17 protein-coding genes, 1 pseudogene and 1 riboswitch are annotated in these 18,718 nt (G+C 72.4%); of the genes and pseudogenes, 7 read left to right on the top strand and 11 right to left on the bottom strand.

The features are described 5' to 3' along the window. The 3 genes and pseudogenes from AB0F03_RS09665 to AB0F03_RS09675 form a co-directional block, all read left to right on the top strand. A pseudogene (locus AB0F03_RS09665) lies at positions 1 to 399 on the top strand (sodium:solute symporter); the annotation flags it as partial. Between the two features lie 309 nt (positions 400 to 708). Continuing rightward, a riboswitch (cobalamin riboswitch) is annotated at positions 709 to 787 on the top strand. Between the two features lie 143 nt (positions 788 to 930). Beyond that, positions 931 to 3,288 carry a ribonucleoside-diphosphate reductase subunit alpha gene (locus AB0F03_RS09670; protein ID WP_361988242.1) on the top strand — a complete coding sequence of 786 codons (2,358 nt, stop codon included), beginning with the start codon at positions 931 to 933 and terminating at the stop codon, positions 3,286 to 3,288. Beyond that, positions 3,288 to 4,301, top strand: a complete 1,014-nt coding sequence (locus AB0F03_RS09675) for a ribonucleotide-diphosphate reductase subunit beta (protein ID WP_356819991.1) — start codon at positions 3,288 to 3,290, stop codon at positions 4,299 to 4,301. Before AB0F03_RS09670 ends, AB0F03_RS09675 begins: the two co-directional genes overlap by 1 nt. On the opposite strand, the gene AB0F03_RS09680 is transcribed toward AB0F03_RS09675, so the two are convergent. Further along, on the bottom strand, positions 4,214 to 4,453 hold the full coding sequence (locus AB0F03_RS09680; RefSeq protein WP_361988244.1) for a hypothetical protein: 240 nt from the start codon (positions 4,451 to 4,453) through the stop codon (positions 4,214 to 4,216). The genes AB0F03_RS09675 and AB0F03_RS09680 overlap by 88 nt on opposite strands. Before the next feature lie 93 nt (positions 4,454 to 4,546). Here AB0F03_RS09680 and AB0F03_RS09685 point away from each other — a divergent pair, with 93 nt between their 5' ends. Beyond that, the gene (locus AB0F03_RS09685) at positions 4,547 to 5,509 is read left to right on the top strand and encodes a helix-turn-helix domain-containing protein (protein ID WP_361988246.1); all 963 of its coding nucleotides are present in this window, start codon (positions 4,547 to 4,549) and stop codon (positions 5,507 to 5,509) included. A gap of 21 nt (positions 5,510 to 5,530) precedes the next feature. Here the strand turns inward: AB0F03_RS09685 and AB0F03_RS09690 are convergent, their stop codons facing one another. The 10 genes from AB0F03_RS09690 to AB0F03_RS09735 form a co-directional block, all read right to left on the bottom strand. After that, the gene (locus AB0F03_RS09690; RefSeq protein WP_361988248.1) at positions 5,531 to 6,901 is read right to left on the bottom strand and encodes a cytochrome P450; all 1,371 of its coding nucleotides are present in this window, start codon (positions 6,899 to 6,901) and stop codon (positions 5,531 to 5,533) included. Then, entirely contained in the window at positions 6,898 to 7,983 is a 1,086-nt protein-coding gene (cyc1, locus tag AB0F03_RS09695) for an epi-isozizaene synthase (RefSeq protein ID WP_361988250.1), read from the bottom strand. Before cyc1 ends, AB0F03_RS09690 begins: the two co-directional genes overlap by 4 nt. Before the next feature lie 286 nt (positions 7,984 to 8,269). Beyond that, entirely contained in the window at positions 8,270 to 8,920 is a 651-nt protein-coding gene (def, locus tag AB0F03_RS09700; protein WP_361988252.1) for a peptide deformylase, read from the bottom strand. Between the two features lie 64 nt (positions 8,921 to 8,984). Continuing rightward, positions 8,985 to 9,965, bottom strand: coding sequence for a hypothetical protein (locus AB0F03_RS09705; RefSeq protein WP_361988254.1), 981 nt, complete (start codon positions 9,963 to 9,965; stop codon positions 8,985 to 8,987). Between the two features lie 99 nt (positions 9,966 to 10,064). Next, positions 10,065 to 11,360, bottom strand: coding sequence for a metal-dependent phosphohydrolase (locus AB0F03_RS09710; protein ID WP_361988256.1), 1,296 nt, complete (start codon positions 11,358 to 11,360; stop codon positions 10,065 to 10,067). Next, positions 11,357 to 12,661 (bottom strand): HD-GYP domain-containing protein, encoded by a 1,305-nt coding sequence (locus AB0F03_RS09715; RefSeq protein WP_361988258.1) that lies wholly within the window; start codon positions 12,659 to 12,661, stop codon positions 11,357 to 11,359. Before AB0F03_RS09715 ends, AB0F03_RS09710 begins: the two co-directional genes overlap by 4 nt. A gap of 110 nt (positions 12,662 to 12,771) precedes the next feature. Beyond that, entirely contained in the window at positions 12,772 to 13,083 is a 312-nt protein-coding gene (rsrA, locus tag AB0F03_RS09720; protein ID WP_361988260.1) for a mycothiol system anti-sigma-R factor, read from the bottom strand. Beyond that, positions 13,080 to 13,769, bottom strand: coding sequence for a sigma-70 family RNA polymerase sigma factor (locus tag AB0F03_RS09725; protein WP_356819976.1), 690 nt, complete (start codon positions 13,767 to 13,769; stop codon positions 13,080 to 13,082). Before AB0F03_RS09725 ends, rsrA begins: the two co-directional genes overlap by 4 nt. A 256-nt stretch (positions 13,770 to 14,025) precedes the next feature. Then, on the bottom strand, positions 14,026 to 14,655 hold the full coding sequence (locus AB0F03_RS09730) for an alpha/beta family hydrolase (protein ID WP_361988262.1): 630 nt from the start codon (positions 14,653 to 14,655) through the stop codon (positions 14,026 to 14,028). A 1-nt stretch (position 14,656) separates the two neighbouring features. Continuing rightward, positions 14,657 to 15,472: an SOS response-associated peptidase gene (locus tag AB0F03_RS09735; protein ID WP_361988264.1), complete on the bottom strand. Its 816-nt coding sequence runs from the start codon at positions 15,470 to 15,472 to the stop codon at positions 14,657 to 14,659. Positions 15,473 to 15,577: 105 nt separating this feature from the next. Between AB0F03_RS09735 and AB0F03_RS09740 the strand changes: the two genes are divergently transcribed. Genes AB0F03_RS09740 through rsgA form a run of 3 tightly spaced genes read left to right on the top strand, consistent with a single transcriptional unit; the run spans position 15,578 to position 18,669 of the window. Then, complete coding sequence (locus AB0F03_RS09740) at positions 15,578 to 16,300, top strand: M50 family metallopeptidase (RefSeq protein ID WP_361988266.1); 723 nt, start codon at positions 15,578 to 15,580, stop codon at positions 16,298 to 16,300. Between the two features lie 28 nt (positions 16,301 to 16,328). Further along, the gene (gene aroA, locus AB0F03_RS09745; protein ID WP_361988267.1) at positions 16,329 to 17,645 is read left to right on the top strand and encodes a 3-phosphoshikimate 1-carboxyvinyltransferase; all 1,317 of its coding nucleotides are present in this window, start codon (positions 16,329 to 16,331) and stop codon (positions 17,643 to 17,645) included. A gap of 13 nt (positions 17,646 to 17,658) precedes the next feature. Further along, on the top strand, positions 17,659 to 18,669 hold the full coding sequence (rsgA, locus tag AB0F03_RS09750) for a ribosome small subunit-dependent GTPase A (protein ID WP_361988269.1): 1,011 nt from the start codon (positions 17,659 to 17,661) through the stop codon (positions 18,667 to 18,669). Positions 18,670 to 18,718: the final 49 nt, after the last annotated feature.

The following is an 18,718-nucleotide window of genomic DNA, read 5'->3' on the forward strand; positions in this document are numbered from 1 at the left end:
ATCAACTTCCAGCTCCTGGGCGGCATCTGGATCCTCCAGACGTTCCCGGCCCTGGTCGGCGGCCTGTTCACCCGCTGGTTCCACCGCTGGGCACTGCTCGCCGGCTGGGCGGTCGGCATGGTCTACGGCACGCTCGCCGCGTACGGGATCGCCTCGCCGACGCAGAAGCACTTCGGCGGCAACGCCAAGGAGATCCCCGGCATCGGCGAGATCGGCTACATCGGCCTCACGGCGTTCGTCCTCAACGTCGTGGTGACCGTGGTCCTGACCTTCGTCCTGAAGGCCGTCAAGGCCCCCGAGGGCGTCGACGAGACCAGGCCGGAGGACTACACGGCCGACGCGGGCGACCCGGGCGTCCAGGTGGAGCTGCCGCCGGCCACCGCGGGCGCCGCCCACTGAGGCTCCTGCGGAGAGCACCGCACACCCGGCGGGCCGCCGGAGGTCACCCTCCGGCGGCCCGCTGCCGTACCCGCGCCCCCGCGAACCGCCGCCGCGCGCCCTCCCCCGATGCCTCCGCAGCCCTCGCGGACCGCCGCCGCGCGCCCTCCCCCGTGGCCCGACGCCGTGCGCGCCCGCCCCCGCCGGCCGGTCCCGGCGGGACCGCCCGCCGCCCCGCGAGTCGCCCCTCCGACACCGGACCGACACAACATCTGGGGGTGACACGACAGCCCGGCACCAGATGTATGCTCATGCTCGCTGTCGCCGCAGGGGAATCCGGTGCGAGTCCGGAACTGTCCCGCAACGGTGTACTCGCGTGTTTCCGCACGCCTGTTCCAGTCCGAGGTCCTGCCGACAGCGCGCCCGGCCGTCCGGTCCGGGTGCCTGTGACGTCCGGGCCTCGTGGAGTGGGCCGGTGGACGCGACGCCGTGTGCGCTCGTGGCTGCCCCTGCCCTCCGCCAGGCCCCGTGCCGAGCGAGGGAGAGCCCCACGTGACCATCGCGCCAGCCGACCCGGCTTCAGTCACCGAACTGAAGACCGACGGCCCCGGTACCGCGCTGCTGCGGACCCTGACCGAGCTGACCGCCGACCTGCCCGACGCCGACCCCGGCCGGGTCGCCGCCGCCGCGCTGCGCGGCCGGTCCGCGCGGGCCGACGAGACGGAGCTGCGGGAGCTGGCCACGGAAGCCGCCGCCGGCCTGATCTCCGAGGACCCCGCGTACTCGAAGCTGGCCGCCCGGCTGCTGACCCTCGCGATCCGGGACGAGGCCGCCTCGCAGGGCGTGACGTCCTTCACCGGGTCCGTCGCGGTCGGGCACCGCGAGGGCCTCATCGCCGACCGCACCGCCGCGTTCGTCCGGCTGCACGCCGAGCGGCTCGACGCGCTGGTCGACGGCACGGCCGACGACCGGTTCGGCTACTTCGGCCTGCGCACCCTGCACAGCCGCTACCTGCTGCGGCACCCGATCACCCGCAAGGTCATCGAGACGCCCCAGCACTTCATGCTGCGCGTGGCGAGCGGCCTGGCCGAGGACGACACGAGCCGGGCCGTGGACGAGGTGGCGGCGCTGTACCGGCTGATGAGCCGCCTCGACTACCTGCCCTCCTCCCCCACCCTGTTCAACTCCGGCACCCGGCACCCGCAGATGTCGTCGTGCTATCTGCTCGACTCCCCGCTGGACGAGCTGGACTCCATCTACGACCGCTACCACCAGGTGGCCCGCCTCTCCAAGCACGCCGGCGGCATCGGTCTGTCGTACTCCCGCATCCGTTCGCGCGGTTCGCTGATCCGGGGCACGAACGGGCACTCCAACGGCATCGTGCCGTTCCTGAAGACGCTGGACGCCTCGGTGGCCGCGGTGAACCAGGGCGGCCGGCGCAAGGGCGCGGCGGCGGTCTACCTGGAGACCTGGCACTCCGACATCGAGGAGTTCCTGGAGCTGCGCGACAACACCGGCGAGGACGCCCGGCGCACCCACAACCTCAACCTGGCGCACTGGGTGCCGGACGAGTTCATGCGCCGGGTCAACGCCGACGAGCAGTGGTCGCTGTTCTCGCCCGCCGACGTGCCCGAGCTGGTCGACCTGTGGGGCGAGGAGTTCGACGCCGCCTACCGCCGGGCCGAGGCGGCCGGGCTGGCCAGGAAGACGATCCCGGCGCGCGACCTGTACGGCCGGATGATGCGCACCCTCGCCCAGACCGGCAACGGCTGGATGACGTTCAAGGACGCCGCCAACCGCACCGCCAACCAGACCGCCGAGCCGGGCAGCGTCATCCACTCCTCCAACCTCTGCACGGAGATCCTGGAGGTCACCGACGACGGCGAGACGGCCGTCTGCAACCTCGGCTCGGTCAACCTCGGCGCCTTCGTGCGCGACGGGGACATCGACTGGGAGCGGCTGGACGAGACGGTCCGGACGGCCGTCACCTTCCTCGACCGGGTCGTGGACATCAACTTCTACCCGACCGAGCAGGCGGGCCGCTCCAACGCCAGGTGGCGCCCGGTCGGCCTGGGCGCGATGGGCCTCCAGGACGTCTTCTTCAAGCTGCGCCTGCCCTTCGACTCCGCCGCGGCCAGGGCCCTGTCCACGCGGATCGCGGAGCGCATCATGCTCGCCGCGTACGAGGCCTCCGCCGAACTGGCCGAGCGCAACGGCCCGCTGCCCGCCTGGGAGCGGACCCGCACGGCCCGCGGGGTGCTCCACCCCGACCACTACGACACCGGCCTCACCTGGCCGGAGCGGTGGGACGCGCTGCGCGAGCGCATCGCGCGGACGGGCATGCGCAACTCGCTGCTCCTGGCCATCGCTCCGACGGCCACGATCGCCTCGATCGCGGGGGTGTACGAGTGCATCGAGCCGCAGGTGTCGAACCTGTTCAAGCGCGAGACGCTGTCCGGTGAGTTCCTCCAGGTCAACTCCTACCTGGTGCGGGAGCTGAAGGAGCTCGGCGTGTGGGACGCCCGCACCCGTGAGGCGCTGCGCGACGCCAACGGCTCGGTGCAGGACTTCGCCTGGATCCCCGAGGAGGTGCGCCGGCTGTACCGCACGGCCTGGGAGATCCCGCAGCGCGGCCTCATCGACATGGCCGCCGCCCGCACCCCGTTCCTCGACCAGGCCCAGTCACTGAACCTGTTCCTGGAGACGCCGACCATCGGCAAGCTCTCCTCGATGTACGCGTACGCCTGGAAGTCCGGGCTGAAGACGACGTACTACCTGCGCTCGCGTCCCGCGACGCGCATCGCCCGCGCCGCCCAGGCGCAGCCCGCCATCCCCGTGCAGCAGGCCGCCGACCCCGACGCGGTCGCCTGCTCCCTGGAGAACCCCGAGTCCTGCGAGGCCTGCCAGTAATGACCACCCGTACCACCCGGCTCCTCGACCCGGGCTTCGAGCTGACGCTGCGCCCCATGCGCTACCCCGACTTCTACGAGCGCTACCGGGACGCCATCAAGAACACCTGGACCGTGGAGGAGGTCGACCTCCACTCCGACGTCGCCGACCTGGCCCGGCTGACGCCGGAGGAGCAGCACCTCATCGGCCGGCTGGTCGCCTTCTTCGCGACCGGCGACTCGATCGTCGCCAACAACCTGGTGCTGACGCTCTACAAGCACATCAACTCCCCCGAGGCGCGGCTCTATCTGAGCCGGCAGCTCTTCGAGGAGGCCGTCCACGTCCAGTTCTATCTGACCCTCCTGGACACCTATCTCCCCGACCCGGACGACCGCACCGCCGCGTTCGCCGCCGTGGAGAACATCCCCTCCATCCGGGAGAAGGCCGGGTTCTGCTTCAAGTGGATCAACGAGGTGGAGAAGATCGACCGGCTGGAGACGGCGGCCGACCGCCGCCGCTTCCTGCTGAACCTGATCTGCTTCGCCGCCTGCATCGAGGGCCTGTTCTTCTACGGCGCGTTCGCCTACGTCTACTGGTTCCGCAGCCGCGGTCTGCTCCACGGCCTGGCCACGGGCACCAACTGGGTGTTCCGCGACGAGACGATGCACATGTCCTTCGCGTTCGACGTCGTCGACACCGTCCGCAAGGAGGAGCCGGAGCTGTTCGACGACGCGCTGCGGCAGGAGGTCACCGACATGCTCGGGGAGGCCGTCGAGGCCGAGCTCCAGTTCGCCCGTGACCTGTGCGGTGACGGCCTCCCCGGCATGAACACCGACTCCATGCGCCAGTACCTGGAGTGCGTCGCCGACCAGCGCCTGACGCGCCTCGGTTTCGCCCCGGTGTACGGCTCGCAGAACCCCTTCTCCTTCATGGAGCTCCAGGGCGTTCAGGAGCTGACGAACTTCTTCGAGCGCCGTCCGTCGGCGTACCAGGTGGCGGTGGAGGGCACGGTCGACCTGGACGAGGACTTCTGATCCCTCCCGTCCCGGGCCTCCTGGGCCTCCCTGAGCTGTCGGTCGATGCGCCGCTCGCGCACGACGCCGAGCGCGGACGGGAGGGCCAGGAGGACCAGGATCCCGAGGGTGGTGAGCAGTCCGATGAGACCTTCGATCTGGTTTCCGTTCATGGACACCACTGTCGCGCCGGACACTCCTGACCGGGAGTGGCAGGACTGCCGTAGACCCTCGAATTACTGCCACCGGTGAGGCACACTGGCGGCATGCTGAAGAACGTGGCCGCCGTGCTGCTGGACGGGGTGCAGCCCTTCGAGCTGGGTGTCGTGTGCGAGGTGTTCGGCATCGACCGCAGTGACGACGGGCTGCCCGTGTACGACTTCGCCGTGGTCTCCGCGGAGGGGCCCTCGCTCGCCACCCACTGCGGGTTCACCGTGTCCACCCCGTACGGGCTGGAGCGGCTGGAGGAGGCCGACCTGATCGCCGTCCCCGCCGGGCAGGCCTACGCGGAACGCGCGTTCCCGGAGGAACTGCTGGCGGCGCTGCGGCGGGCCGTCGACCGGGGCACCCGGGTGCTCAGCGTCTGCTCCGGCGTGTTCGTGCTGGCCGCGGCGGGACTGCTGGACGGACGGCGGTGTGCGGTGCACTGGCACCACGCCGACCAGCTCGCCCGGGCCCATCCCCGGCTCCGGGCCGAGCCGGACGTGCTCTACGTGGACGAGGACCCGGTCATCACCTCCGCCGGCACCGCCGCGGGCATCGACGCCTGTCTGCACATCGTGCGCAAGGAACAGGGCCCGGAGGTGGCCAACAAGATCGCCCGCCGGATGGTGGTGCCCCCGCACCGGGACGGCGGCCAGGCGCAGTTCATCGAGCGCCCCCTGCCGAAGGCTCCCTGCGACACGGTCGGGGAGGTGCTGACGTGGATGGAGGCGCACCTCGACCGGGAGGTGACCGTCGAGCAGCTCGCCGCCCGTGCCCACATGGCGCCGCGCACCTTCGCCCGGCGTTTCCAGCAGGAGACGGGAACCACTCCGTACCGGTGGATCCTGCGCCAGCGGGTGCTGCTGGCCCAGGAGTTGCTGGAGGGCACGGACGAGACCATGGACGCCATCGCCTGGCGGACGGGGTTCGGTACGGCCGCGGCGCTGCGTCACCAGTTCGTGCGGGCGCTGGGCACGACCCCCCAGGCCTACCGGCGCGCGTTCCGGGGCCCGCAGGCCGCCTGACCGCGCGCCGGTACCGGCGGCCTACCAGGGCGTCGGCCGCAGCAGCAGGTTCTGTGGGCGCAGCGTGATGCCCACCCGGGTGCTCTCGTCGGACCCGGCCGCCTGCTCGAAGCGGTACTTCGCCGAGATCGCCGCGGTGATCAGGCTCAGCTGCGTCATGGAGAAGTGGTCGCTGGGGCACTTGCGGTTGCCCACACTGAACGGGCTCATGGCGTACTTCGGCACCTCACCGGCCCGCTCGGGCAGCCAGCGGTCGGGGTCGAAGTCGAGGTGCCGGGCGTAGGAACGGGCGTCGCGCTGGATGGCGTACGGGCTGTAGACGATGTCCGCCCCGGCCGGAATGCGATAGCCACCGAGAGCGGCGTCCGTGACCGCGCGGCGCGTCAATATCCATACGGCGGGCCTGAGCCGCATGGCCTCGACGACGACATTGTTGGTGTGCCTCAGCGCACGCACGTCCTCGAATCCGACCGGCCGGCCACCGGTCACGGATTCGACCTCGGTCCGTACCCTCTCGGCGTGTTCCGGATGCGCGGCGAGGACCTGGAGCAGCCACATGACCGTGGACGCGACTGTTTCGCTGCCGGGGGTGAGGATCGCGACGACCTGGTCGTGGATCTCCTGTTCCCCGATGGGCTCGCCATTGTCGTCCTTCGCCTCCAGCAATGCCGTCAGCAAATCGTCCGGCTTTTGACCAGATGCCCTCCTCTCGGAGACGATCTCGTCCACCAGCAGATGCAGATCGGCCAGCGCCCGGTTGAATTCCCGGTTGGCCGGAAACGGCAGCCGGTAGAGCGGTCCCAGCGGGATCACCATCCTGCGGTACATACCGCGGAAGACGGTGGCGAGATCGATGCTGAGCCGTTCCGCGCGCTCGTCCATGTAGTCGCCGCGCAGCAGGCAGCGGGCGGCGATACGGACGGCGACCCGGAAGGACTCGGAGGTGCAGTCGACGGTCTCACCGGGTTTCCAGCGTTCGGTGAGCCCGTGCGCCTCCTCCTCCATGACCGGCCCGTACTGCGGTATCGCGTCGAGTCGGAACGCGGGCTGGATGGTGCGCCGCTGGCGGCGGTGCCGGGAGCCGTTGGCGGTGGCCACGCCCTCCTTGCCGAGCAGGCCCTCGAGGGACTCCCACAGGGGGCCGGCGATGCTGAAGCCGGGGCTGAGGGCCAGAGCGCCGGTGAGCGCGGGCGTGGTGACGGCGTAGACCGTCTTGGGGCCGAGCCGCAGGCGCACGATGTCGCCGTGGTCGCGCAGCCCGGACATGAAGGCGAGCGGGTCGCGCACCAGTTTCAGGCCGTGTCCGAGGACCGGCACGGCGCCCGGGGCCAGGGGCGGTTCGCGCAGCGCGGCCGTTGCGGGGGTCGCGGGTTGCACCGACTCGACGGTCATTTCTCACCTGCCGCTTCGTTCGTGACGTACGGGGGCGTGGACCGGTCGTCCCAGCTGTCGACCATGTACCGGCCGGACTCGTGGTGGAACCAGTAGACGGAGCTGAACCAGTTGCGCATGGCGCCGACGCAACTGCGGACGGCGGCGCCGAGTTCTCTGCCGCGGGCGGTTCCGTCGTCGATGTCGTGGGCGAGCCGCAGGGCGTCCCGTTCGGCGTCGAGGAATTCCACGACGCATTCCTCGACGCGCCGCCTGACGTCGTCCACCGCTTCTTCGAGAGTCAGCCCCTCATGGGTGATGAGGCTGATCCCGAGATTGTGGACCTCGTCGCCCGCTATTTCCTTCGGCAGCGAGCACAGGTCGTTGTACCAGGCGGCGAATTCCTGACTGAGGAGGGCCGCCCGGCGATAGGCCGGGTCTTTCCGCACGGCGTCCGGGAGTTCGCACCCGGCACTGGGTTCGAGCAGATCCGTCCATATCCAGTGGGCGAAGGTGAGGCGGCGCAGGGCGAGATATTCCTCGACGCCGGGTACGTATCCTTCGGTGCGGTTGCGGAATTCGCGGTCGTAGGCCTCGACCACCGCGTGGAAGTGCCGGGCGAACCGCAGGTTCCAGGTGCGCGGCAGGAAGGCGTACAGCCGCAGCACGCTGTCGGCGAAGCCCGCGACCAGTGGGTCGGGGTGGTGCACATGGTGCCTGGGCGCGTCGAGAGCCGCGTGCAGCCGGTGTCTCAGCCGCCGCCAGTCGCCGGCCCGGCCGTGCACGATGTCGCGGTCGTGGCGGTCGTCCCAGACGAAGAACCATGCGCTGTAGTCGGCTATGGCCTGGAGGACCTCGTCGGCGGCGCCGGTGTAGTAGCCGGCCATGAGGTCCGTGTAGCACAGGCCATCGGCATATTCACGGACCTTGTCCGCCGGCATGAGCCGCTTTTCCAGCAGCCAGAGCCGCGTGTTCTCCTGGAGCCTCGGCCAATACGGATGCAGTCGCCGGGGAAAGGCCGACTCGATCACCGGGAGCGCCAGTGAGGGCGGGACCGCGACCGCCGTCCGGGTCGCTGTGGTGCTGTGCGGGAAAGCCTGCACGTACAAACCCCTTCCAGCCGCCAGGAGCGCACGCCCCCGCTGATGCGCCGGGCGTGCGCCATGCGTATCCCCGTACTTCTATTCAGCACCACAACTGACCGCGTTGGGAACGGATTTGCTCCATCACTACCCCAAGGTGCCGAGAATCCCCCTTGGGTGACTGGTTAAGGATCACCATGGGCCCGCAAGGGAGCGGGTGTGCGACGCACGGACGAGCGAGGGGCGGCAACGCGAAGGCGCCCGACCGGGAAAGATCCCGGCCGGGCGCCCATGTGCCCCGCGCTGGTCAGTCGTTGGCGACCACGGGGTAGCGGGGCTCGTTCTCGGCCATCTGCCGCAGCGCGTCCTTGCGGTCCCGCTTCGACAGCCGGTCGATGTACAGGTAGCCGTAGAGGTGGTCGGTCTCGTGCTGCAAACAGCGTGCGAAGTAGCCCGTGCCGCGGACCTTGACCGGATTGCCCTGCTCGTCCTGGCCGGTCACCTCGGCGTAGTCGGGGCGCGCGAGGGACGCGTAGGCGGCCGGCACGGACAGGCAGCCCTCGTTGCTGTCGTCCAGCCGGCGCTGCTCGGCGGGCAGGTCGACCAGCTTGGGGTTGCAGATCACGCCGACGTGGCGGACGCCCTCGTCGTCCTGGCAGTCGTAGACGAAGACCTTCAGGTCGACACCGATCTGGTTGGCGGCCAGGCCCACGCCCTCGGCGGTGCGCTGGCTGGCGAACATGTCGGCGACCAGCTGCTGGAGCTCCTCGCCGAACTCGGTGACGTCCCGGCACTCCTTGTGCAGCACCGGATTGCCGACGACCGTGATCGGCCGCGAGGTGCCGCGCCCGCGCCAGGTCTGCTCGCGCTCCTCGCAGTCCTCCGTGTCGACGACGTACCCCTCGTCGTCGACGGGGAGCACGCCCGCGTGCTGCTGATCGGTGTCCTGGTGCGCCATGACCGACGTACGCCTTCCTCAAAGAACAGGGGGAGATGTTGCTGATACAGGGTACGGCGACCGGTCAGCAGACCTCTTCCAGATCCCGCCAGTCCCGCGAGTCCGGGCTGTCCGCGACCCAGCCGTCCAGCAGCCCGCGCACGAGCGAGGCCGGCGCCGCGACCCCGCACTCCCGCTCGGGCACCCACAACTGCCCGTCCGTCCGGTGCCCCAGCGGCCCGGGGTGCCCCGGCTCGCTGTGGTCGTGCGGGTCCAGGTGCACCCCGTCGCCCTCGTCGGACGGCATCCGCGACTCCGAGCACGTCCGGCACAGCAGCCGCACCGACGACGACCAGTCCTCCGCGGCGAACCCTGCGTCGGAGGCCAGCTGCTCCAGCGCGTCCCGGTCCGCCTCGGTGGCCGCCTCCAGCAGGACCACCCAGGTGGGGACGGGGGACGGCGCCCACAGCTCGATCTCGTCGAAGACCGGGTAGGTGTGCCCGGCGGACGTCGTGCGCTCGCCGTGCGGGACGCCGTCGTGCAGCACGACCTCGCCCCAGCGCCGCCCGGACGAGGGCAGCGGGATGGACAGCACCTCCATCCGCGCCGGGTCCAGCCTGCGGCCCCACACGACCTCGGCCTCGCCCTCCGGGGACAGCCGTACGGCCGCGCTGCCCAGCTCCATGCCGAGCGGCTCACCGGGGACGGCGGCCCCGCCGGGCACCTTCAGCCCGTACGCCTGCCAGGCGCGGCGGGCCAGCGGCCAGTCCTGGAGGGCGGTCGCGGCGATCCCGACGTTCCACCAGTCCGGAGCGCCGGCCTCCCGGTCGAGCAGGGCGACGGCACGCAGACCGGCGGCGCGGGCCTGCTCCCAGTCGTGCCGGAACTTGTGCAGCAGGGCGAGGTTGAACCAGGACTCCGCCAGCCAGGGCTCCAGGTCGGCGGCGCGTGTCAGCAGCTCGCCCGCGTCCTCGTACCGGCCGTCGCCGATGAGTGTGAACGCGCGGTCGGTGGCCTGCCGCCAGGAGGCGGAGGGCCGGTGCCGTGCCTTGCCGAAGATCCTCACGATTCCCGCCTGCCAGTTCCATTTCCCGCTGTGGGCTGGCTTGTGCCCCCGGACACCCTCTCCCTCGCATCCAACCACGTACGGCGGGAGAGTCGCTCATTACCCATGGGTTACCCAGCCGGGAGCGGGGTCAGACAGTTCCGTTCGTCTCGCCCCGCCGTGGGCCGGTACGGTCGCGCGCCAGCCGCGGGGCCGGGCCAGGACCCGGGCGAGCGACTCCACGACCTCGGGAGCGTAGTCACCGGCGGTGCCCAGCCGCAGCTCCTCCAGCGCCCGCAGCGGGCCCTCGGGGCCGCCGGCGTCCCGGGCCTTCTCCTCGTAGGCGTTCACGGCCCGCACGACGCGGGCGGCGAGCGGCTGCTCCGGGCAGGGGTCGGCCTGCCGCTCCACGACGACGGCGACGGCCGCGTCCACGCCGGTCTGCCGGACGACGGCCCCGCCCAGCAGGGCGATGCGCCGCTGCTCGGCGGCGGGCAGGGCGGCGGTGGCACCCGCCGGCACGGGGTCGACCAGGCTGAGCTGGCCGATGTCGTGCATGAGGGCCGCGTACTCCAGGACGGTCAGCTCGGGCCCGGTCAGGCCGAGGTCGCGGCCGACGGCGACGCTGAGCGCGGCGACCCGGTGGGCGTGCCCGGCGGGGGTGCAGCCGGCGATCTCGGTGGCGCGGGCGAGGGAGGCGATGGTCTGGCGGTAGGTGGCGCGCACGGCCGCGTACCGGCGGACGGTCAGCTGGACGAGGAGCAGCGGCAGGCAGAACACGGGCAGCGCCCACAGCCCGGCGACGGCGACCCCCAGTGCCATCACCGCGCCGGTGGCACCGACCGCGGAGCCGATGCCGAGCAGGCCGCGCAGTTCCTCGCGCAGCAGCGGGCCGAACGGCCAGCCGGTGCGGCAGTGGGCGAGCGTGGCGGCCAGGACGGCCCCGCACAGGGAGGTGAGGGCGAGCAGGACGAGGAGGAGCAAGGGGTAGGCGGGGCCGGTCCAGGAGGCGAACAACCGGTTGTCGTAGGGGGGTTGGAAGCAGACGGCGGCGAAGCCGACGGTGAGGACGCGGCGGGCCAGGTGATCGGCGGTCGGGGTGCCGCCGGACCAGATGTGCGGGACGGCACCGAGCAGGGCGGCGACGAGGACCACGGTGACGACCTGGGCGGCGCCGTGCTGGGCGGGCCGCCCGGCGTCGGCGCCCAGCAGGGCGTACGACAGGGAGCCGGCGGCGCCCAGGGGCGCGGCCTGCCGGGCCTGGTCGTCGCTCCACCGGGTCAGCTCGCCGACGGTGATGAGCGTCCCGAAGGCGAGCGCGACGCCCCGGTCCTCCAGGCCGGTCCACAGGGTGACGGCGAGGGAGCCGGCCGCGACGAGGGCGGCCGCGCCGTGGATGAGCCGCAGGGGGCTCATCGGGCTGCCCCGGTGCGCGGGACCCGCTCGGCGGGCGCGGTGCCGTGCGCGGGTTCCTCGGCGGTGACCGTGGGCCGCCAGCCGCAGCGGCGCACGGCGCGGACCAGGGCGCCGACCGCCCGGGGGTCGAAGTGGGCGCCCGCGCAGCGCTCCAGCTCGGTGACGGCCGCCTCGACCGGCCGGGCCCTGCTGTAGGAGCGGGTCGAGGTCATGGCGTCGAAGGCGTCGGCGACGGCGACGATCCGGGCGCACTCGGGGATCTGGTCGCCGGCCAGGCCGTACGGGTAGCCGCTGCCGTCGAGCCGTTCGTGGTGGTGGAGGATCGCCGCGCGGGCCTCGCCGAGGAAGGAGATCCCGCGGACCATCTCGTGGCCGTACTCGGGATGCAGCTCGATGATCCGCCGTTCCTCGGGGGTGAGCGGTCCGTCCTTGCGCAGCAGCCGAGTGGGCACGCCGAGCTTGCCGACGTCGTGCAGGATGCCGGCGAAGCGCAGCGTCTCGACGCGGTCGTCGTCCATGCCGAGTTCGCGGGCGATCAGCACGGAGGCCTGGCCGACACGTTCGCTGTGGCCGCGGGTGTAGCCGTCCTTGATGTCGACGGCCTGGACGAGGGCGCGGATGGTGGCCTGGTGGGCCGCGCGTTCGCGGTGGTACTGGGCGAACACCCAGCACGAGACGCACATCGGGAGCAGGACGAGCAGGGCGGCGACCGGGCCGTACGGGCTGCGCCAGAGCACGGCCATCATCAGCCCGCCGAGGCCGTGCACGGCGACGGGCGCGAGGGAGCGGGCCAGCAGCCCGCGCCAGGCGCGCCGCGCCGGCACCAGCCCGGCCGCCGCGCGCAGACCGCCGTCGAGCAGGGTCAGCACGAGGCAGAAGGCGAGGACGGCGGCACCGGCGGGCAGCAGGGCGTAGGGGAAGTCGGAGCCGGCGACGGCGTCACGGCCGCCGAGCCCCCGGTGCACCTGCGCGGCGCTCCACACGGCGAGCGCGGGCCGCGCGGCCCGCCACACGCGCCGGGACAGGGCGGTCCCGGGCCCGGCCGGGGGGAGCAGGAGGGCGGGCAGCGGGACGAGCGCGGCGGCCGGCGGCGGCAGCAGAAACGCCCCGGCGAGCAGGACGGGGTAGAAGGTCCCGCCGAGGCCCCGGCGCACGACGTGCTCGCAGGCCGCGTAGAGCGCGGCGAGGAGGACCGGCATCCACCAGGGGACGTCGGCGGCCGGCAGGCGCAGCAGGGTGAGGGCGGCGAGCAGGGCGGCGACGGCCACACAGCCGCGTGCTCTCGCCGGTACCGCGTCCATCACGCCCCTCCCGACCCTGCCCGTCCCGGCTGGGAGCCTAGGGCGGGGATCGGGGGATGCGGGGCCTATGACCTGAGGATTAGCACGTTCGGGTGATACGACCCGGCGTGTCAGGTTTCCTGGGGCGCCGTCGGGGTCCGGGTCACGTCGTGGCCGGGCACCGCCTGGCCGGAGCGGATCAGGTCGATCCGCCCCATGACCTTGGCGCGCAGGTCGGCGGGCACGTCGTCATGGCCGCAGCACCGCTTGACCAGCTTCTTCACGGCCTGCTCCAGGCCGTACTTCTCCAGGCACGGCGAGCATTCCTCGAAGTGGTGCTGGAACTTGTCGCGGTCGATGTCCGGCATCTCGCTGTCGAGGAACTCGTACAGGTGGTCCAGGACCTCACTGCAGTCCGTCTCGTGCGGCTCTCCGCAGCTCATGAGCCCGAGCCTTTCGCTTCGTTCGACTCTCCGGCACCGGCCGGGACCAGACCCCGCTCACGGGCGTAGTCCTCCAGCATGCCGCGCAGTTGACGGCGGCCCCGGTGCAGCCGGGACATCACCGTTCCGATGGGTGTCCCCATGATGTCCGCGATCTCCTTGTACGCAAAGCCCTCGACGTCCGCGAGATAGACGGCGATGCGGAACTCCTCGGGGATCGCCTGGAGCGCCGACTTCACGTCCGAGTCGGGCAGGTGGTCGAGCGCCTGCGACTCGGCGGAGCGCAGACCCGTCGACATGTGCGACTCGGCGCGGGCGAGCTGCCAGTCCTCGATCTCCTCCGCGGCGGAGCGCTGCGGCTCGCGCTGCTTCTTGCGGTAGGAGTTGATGAAGGTGTTGGTGAGGATCCGGTACAGCCACGCCTTGAGGTTGGTGCCCTCGCGGAACTGGTGGAAGGACGCGTACGCCTTCGCGTACGTCTCCTGCACCAGGTCCTCGGCGTCGGCCGGGTTGCGCGTCATGCGCAGCGCGGCCGAGTACATCTGGTCGAGGAACTCGAGCGCGTCCCGCTCGAAGCGCGCGCTGCGCTCCACGGTCGTCTCGGCGGACGCCTCCGCGCTGACGCCCTCGGGCGGCTCCGCCTGGCCGTTGTCGGTCCCTGCGTCGGTCCCAGTGACCTGACCCACCTCCTCGAAGTTTCGGGCGGGACCAGAACCGGTCCCACTCGTTTCGGAGGATAGAACACGACCCGTGCCTGCCGCCGCTCGAATAGGAGCGGTCCTGGCCGCGTGCAGCACCGTCCAGTCCAGGTCGGTGCGGCTGCTGCGGCCCGGGCAGATGGTCGAACCCATGCGGCGGACTTCCTTTCCCACGACATCGGTGCCGAGGCGTCAGCACTTCTGTCCGGCACAACAGCGGGCCCCCGCGCCGCATTCCCTGGCGTCACCCGAGTGACAGGGCCCACCCGGCGACACGGGCGGCGATGAGGTCCAGGGCCTGTTCCTGGGTGAGGTCCGCACGCCGGGGTACCGCGAGACCGTGATCGGCGTGGGGCACCTCGACCAGCTCGAAATCGCCCGCCGGGAACTCCTCCGGCCGGCCGAAGGGGTCGTTCCCGCCCTGCACGACCAGCGTGGGCACCCCGGCGCCCAGCAGTTCCCCGGCGCGGGAGCGCTCCGGCCGGCCCGGCGGGTGCAGCGGGAAGCTCAGCGCGAGCACGGCGTGCGCGCCCAGCTCCACGGCCGTACGGCAGGCGACGCGGGCGCCGGCGCTGCGCCCGCCGGAGATCACCGGCAGACCGGGCCGGGCGAGCGCGGACCACACCCCGCGCCATCCGGTGTCCAGGGTCTTCGGGGCGGGCGCGACCTTCTTGCCCGCGACCCGCCAGGGCTGCTCGACCAGGGCGACCGTGATGCCCCGCGCGGGGAGCGTCCGGGCGAGTACGTGCAGGTCGCGGGCCTCGATGCCGCCGCCCGCGCCATGGCCGGCGGCCAGCACCAGACGGGCTTCGCGCGCCGGGTGCCAGGTGATCCGGGCCGGTCCGGTGTCCGTGTCGACGGTCTCTGTGCTCACGTCAGAAGAGTGTGCCCTCTTCCGGTGCCTCCAGCTCCTTCAGCAGCTCCGGGCCGTTGTTGCGGACGTTGCTGACGGCGGTGGGGACCGGGTAGGCGCGCATCAGGCCGGGCGGGGGCGGGGCCAGCAGGGCGCGCAGTTCGTCGGGGTCGGTGCGGGAGGGGTCGAGCCAGGCGTCCCAGCGGTCCGGGGTGAGCATCAGCGGCATCCGGGGGTGGATGTCGGCGAGGGAGCGGGGGCCCTCGGCGGGGGCGACGGCCAGCGGGGTCCGCTCGGCCTCGGTGGTGATCACCGAGCAGGTGACCCACCAGGCGCGCGGGTGGTCGTCGGGCAGGGTCCGGTCGCGCCAGAACTCGTACAGGCCGGCCATCGCGAACACCGAGCCGTCGGCGGGGAGCACGAAGTACGGCTGCTTGCGGGGGCGCTTCTTCCTGCCCTCCACCTCCAGCTCACGCTCCTGGCCGCCGGTGACCCACTCGTAGTAGCCGTCGGCGGGCAGGATGCAGCGGCGGGCGGCGAAGGCACGCCGGTAGGCGGGCTTCTCGTGCACGGTCTCCGCGCGGGCGTTGATCATCCGGGCGCCGCCCTCGGGTGTCTTCGCCCAGGACGGGACCAGGCCCCACTTCAGTCGGCGCAGCTGGCGAACCGGGCGCGGGGAGTCCGCGTCCTTCAGGGGGCGGTCCAGGACGACGTGCACCTCCTTGGTGGGGGCCACGTTGTAGTCCGGCTCCAGGGTCTCCTCGGGATCCCGGCGCTCGGCCCCGAAGACTCCCGCGAGATCCTCGGGCCCACGACTCGATGCATACCGTCCGCACATACGTGCCACACTGCCAGGCCGACCCGTCACCCGACCACCACCCCGCCACGACGGCGCCCCGCGCCGACCCCTATCGATCACCAGGACAGGGAGCCACTCGGACACATGGACAGCCTCGCCGCCACCGCACTGCCCGGACTCTGGGACCGGCTCACCGGCACCCAGCCCGATCCCCACCTGTGGGTGGTGCTGGCCACCCTGGCCGCGGCGCTCGCCGTCGTCGTCCCGCACCCGGTGTGGCGGATATCCCGCAACGCGATCACCATCGCGCACGAGGGCGGCCACGGCCTGGTCGCCCTGCTCACCGGCCGGCAGCTCACCGGCATCCGGCTGCACTCGGACACCAGCGGGCTCACCCTCAGCCGGGGCAAGCCGTACGGGCTGGGCATGATCCTCACGGCGGCGGCCGGGTACACGGCGCCCTCCCTGCTGGGGCTCGGCGGGGCCGCGCTGCTGGCCACGGGCCGGATCACCCTCCTGCTGTGGGTGGCCACGGCCCTGCTGCTGGCGATGCTGGTGATGATCCGCAACGCCTACGGCGTGCTCACCGTGGTACTGGCCGGGGGCGCGTTCCTGCTGGTGTCCTGGCTGGCGGGGCCGCAGGTGCAGGCGGCGTTCGCGTACGCGGTGGTCTGGTTCCTGCTGGCCGGCGGGGTACGGCCGCCGTTCGAGCTCCAGGCCAAGCGGTCACGGGCGGGCGCGGGCGACTCGGACGCGGACCAGCTGTCCCGGCTGGCGCACGTGCCGGCGGGGCTGTGGCTGTTCCTGTTCCACGCGGTGTCCCTGTCCTCGCTGATCGGCGGGGGCCGCTGGCTGCTGGAAGGTTGACGCCGGGCCCTGCTTATAAAGTGGCCCCATGGCCCCGAACTCCGCTCCCACCGCCCTCTGGCCCGCCCCGCACGCGAGCGGGGCCGTCGACGCCACGGTCCACGTGCCGGGTTCCAAGTCGGTCACCAACCGCGCCCTGGTCCTCGCCTCCCTGGCCTCCGAGCCTGGCTGGCTGCGCCGCCCGCTGCGCTCGCGGGACACCCTGCTGATGGCCGGCGCGCTGCGCGCGATGGGCGTGGAGATCGAGGAGGGAGTGGGCCCCGACGGCACCGGTGAGGCCTGGCGGGTGCTGCCCACGGGCCTGCGCGGCCCGGCCACGGTCGACGTCGGCAACGCGGGCACGGTCATGCGGTTCCTGCCGCCGGTGGCCGCGCTGGCCGACGGCCCGATCCGGTTCGACGGGGACCCGCGGTCCTACGAGCGTCCCCTCGACGGGGTGATCGGGGCGCTGCGGGCGCTCGGCGCCCGGATCGACGACGACGGCCGGGGCGCGCTGCCGCTGACCGTGCACGGCGGCGGCGCCCTGGACGGCGGCCCGGTGTCGGTCGACGCCTCCTCGTCCTCCCAGTTCGTCTCGGCGCTGCTGCTGTCCGGCCCGCGCTTCAACCAGGGCGTCGAGGTCCGGCACACCGGTGCCACCCTGCCGTCCCTGCCGCACATCCGGATGACGGTCGACATGCTGCGCGCGGTGGGCGCCCAGGTGGACACCCCCGAGTCGGGCGGCGAGCCCAACGTGTGGCGGGTGACGCCGGGGGCGCTGCTCGGCCGGGACCTGACCGTCGAGCCGGACCTCTCCAACGCGCAGCCGTTCCTGGCGGCGGCCCTGGTCACCGGCGGCAAGGTGCTGGTCCCGGACTGGCCGGCCCGCACCACCCAGCCGGGGGACCGGCTGCGGGAGATCTTCACCGAGATGGGGGGTTCCTGCGAACTCACCGACTACGGGCTGGTGTTCACCGGTTCCGGTGCGATCCACGGCATCGACGTGGACCTGGGTGACGTGGGCGAGCTGACCCCGGGGATCGCGGCGGTCGCGGCGCTCGCCGACTCGCCGTCCACCCTGCGGGGCGTGGCCCATCTGCGGCTGCACGAGACGGACCGGCTGGCCGCGCTCACCAAGGAGATCAACGAACTAGGCGGTGACGTCACGGAGACGGCCGACGGCCTGCACATCCGCCCGCGCCCCCTGCACGGCGGGGTGTTCCACACCTACGAGGACCACCGGATGGCGACGGCCGGCGCGGTCATCGGCCTGGCCGTACCGGGGGTGCGGATCGAGAACGTGGCGACGACCGCGAAGACCCTGCCGGACTTCCCCGGGCTGTGGACCGGGATGCTCGGGCAGTAGGGACACGAACAGCATGCGCCGCTACGGCAAGCACACCGACGAGGACGACATCCGCAGCCGCCCCAACCGCAAGGGCAACCGGCCGCGGACCAGTATCCGGCCCAAGCACGAGGACGCGGCCGAGGGCATGGTCCTCACCGTCGACCGGGGACGGCTGACCTGCCTGGTGGACGACCGGGTCGTCCTGGCGATGAAGGCCCGCGAGCTGGGCCGCAAGGCCGCCGTCGTCGGCGACCAGGTGGCCCTGGTGGGTGACCTGTCGGGGAAGAAGGACACCCTCGCGCGGATCGTGCGGATCGCGGGGCGCACGTCGGTGCTGCGCCGCACGGCCGACGACGACGACCCCTACGAGCGGGTGGTCGTGGCCAACGCCGACCAGCTGGCGATCGTGACGGCGCTGGCCGACCCCGAACCCCGCCCCCGGCTGATCGACCGCTGCCTGGTCGCGGCCTTCGACGGCGGTCTGACACCGCTGCTGGTGATGACCAAGTCGGACCTGGCCCCACCGGACTCGCTGCTGGAGCTGTACGGCGCCCTGGACATCCCCCACGTCGTCACCAGCCGTGCGGAGCTGGAGAGCGGGGACGCGGCGGACCGGGTGCGCGCCCACCTGGACGGCAAGATCACCGCGTTCGTGGGTCACTCGGGCGTCGGCAAGACGACGCTGGTCAACGCGCTGGTACCCGAGGACCGCCGGCGCACGACGGGACACGTCAACGCGGTGACGGGACGCGGCCGGCACACCACGACGTCCGCCCTCGCGCTGCCGCTGAGCGGGGTGGACGGCTGGGTCGTCGACACCCCGGGCATCCGGTCCTTCGGACTCGCGCACGTCGACCCCTCGCGGGTGATCCTGGCCTTCCCGGACCTCGTGCCCGGCACGGAGGGCTGCCCGCGGGCGTGCAGCCACGACGAGCCGGACTGCGCGCTGGACCAGTGGGTCGAGGACGGCCACGCGGACCCGGCACGGCTGTACTCGCTGCGCCGGCTGCTGGCCACGCGGGAGGCCACGGAAGGCGACTGAGCACCGCGTTGTGCGCCCGGGCCTGCGGCCGGTAAGTGCATAATCACAC

Source organism: Streptomyces sp. NPDC028722 (assembly GCF_040637655.1).
Lineage (GTDB): Bacteria > Actinomycetota > Actinomycetes > Streptomycetales > Streptomycetaceae > Streptomyces.

What these genes read in the sequence shown, in the direction of transcription:
- def (WP_361988252.1), bottom strand. Translation starts at nt 8,920, where the DNA reads ATGGCGCACCAGGACACCGATCAGCAGCACGCGGGCGTGCTCCCCGTC.
- AB0F03_RS09715 (WP_361988258.1), bottom strand. Translation starts at nt 12,661, where the DNA reads ATGGACGCGGTACCGGCGAGAGCACGCGGCTGTGTGGCCGTCGCCGCC.
- AB0F03_RS09680 (WP_361988244.1), bottom strand. Translation starts at nt 4,453, where the DNA reads ATGAACGGAAACCAGATCGAAGGTCTCATCGGACTGCTCACCACCCTC.
- AB0F03_RS09675 (WP_356819991.1), top strand. Translation starts at nt 3,288, where the DNA reads ATGACCACCCGTACCACCCGGCTCCTCGACCCGGGCTTCGAGCTGACG.
- rsgA (WP_361988269.1), top strand. Translation starts at nt 17,659, where the DNA reads ATGCGCCGCTACGGCAAGCACACCGACGAGGACGACATCCGCAGCCGC.
- AB0F03_RS09690 (WP_361988248.1), bottom strand. Translation starts at nt 6,901, where the DNA reads ATGACCGTCGAGTCGGTGCAACCCGCGACCCCCGCAACGGCCGCGCTG.
- AB0F03_RS09735 (WP_361988264.1), bottom strand. Translation starts at nt 15,472, where the DNA reads ATGTGCGGACGGTATGCATCGAGTCGTGGGCCCGAGGATCTCGCGGGA.
- aroA (WP_361988267.1), top strand. Translation starts at nt 16,329, where the DNA reads ATGGCCCCGAACTCCGCTCCCACCGCCCTCTGGCCCGCCCCGCACGCG.
- AB0F03_RS09685 (WP_361988246.1), top strand. Translation starts at nt 4,547, where the DNA reads ATGCTGAAGAACGTGGCCGCCGTGCTGCTGGACGGGGTGCAGCCCTTC.
- rsrA (WP_361988260.1), bottom strand. Translation starts at nt 13,083, where the DNA reads ATGAGCTGCGGAGAGCCGCACGAGACGGACTGCAGTGAGGTCCTGGAC.
- AB0F03_RS09740 (WP_361988266.1), top strand. Translation starts at nt 15,578, where the DNA reads ATGGACAGCCTCGCCGCCACCGCACTGCCCGGACTCTGGGACCGGCTC.
- AB0F03_RS09710 (WP_361988256.1), bottom strand. Translation starts at nt 11,360, where the DNA reads ATGAGCCCCCTGCGGCTCATCCACGGCGCGGCCGCCCTCGTCGCGGCC.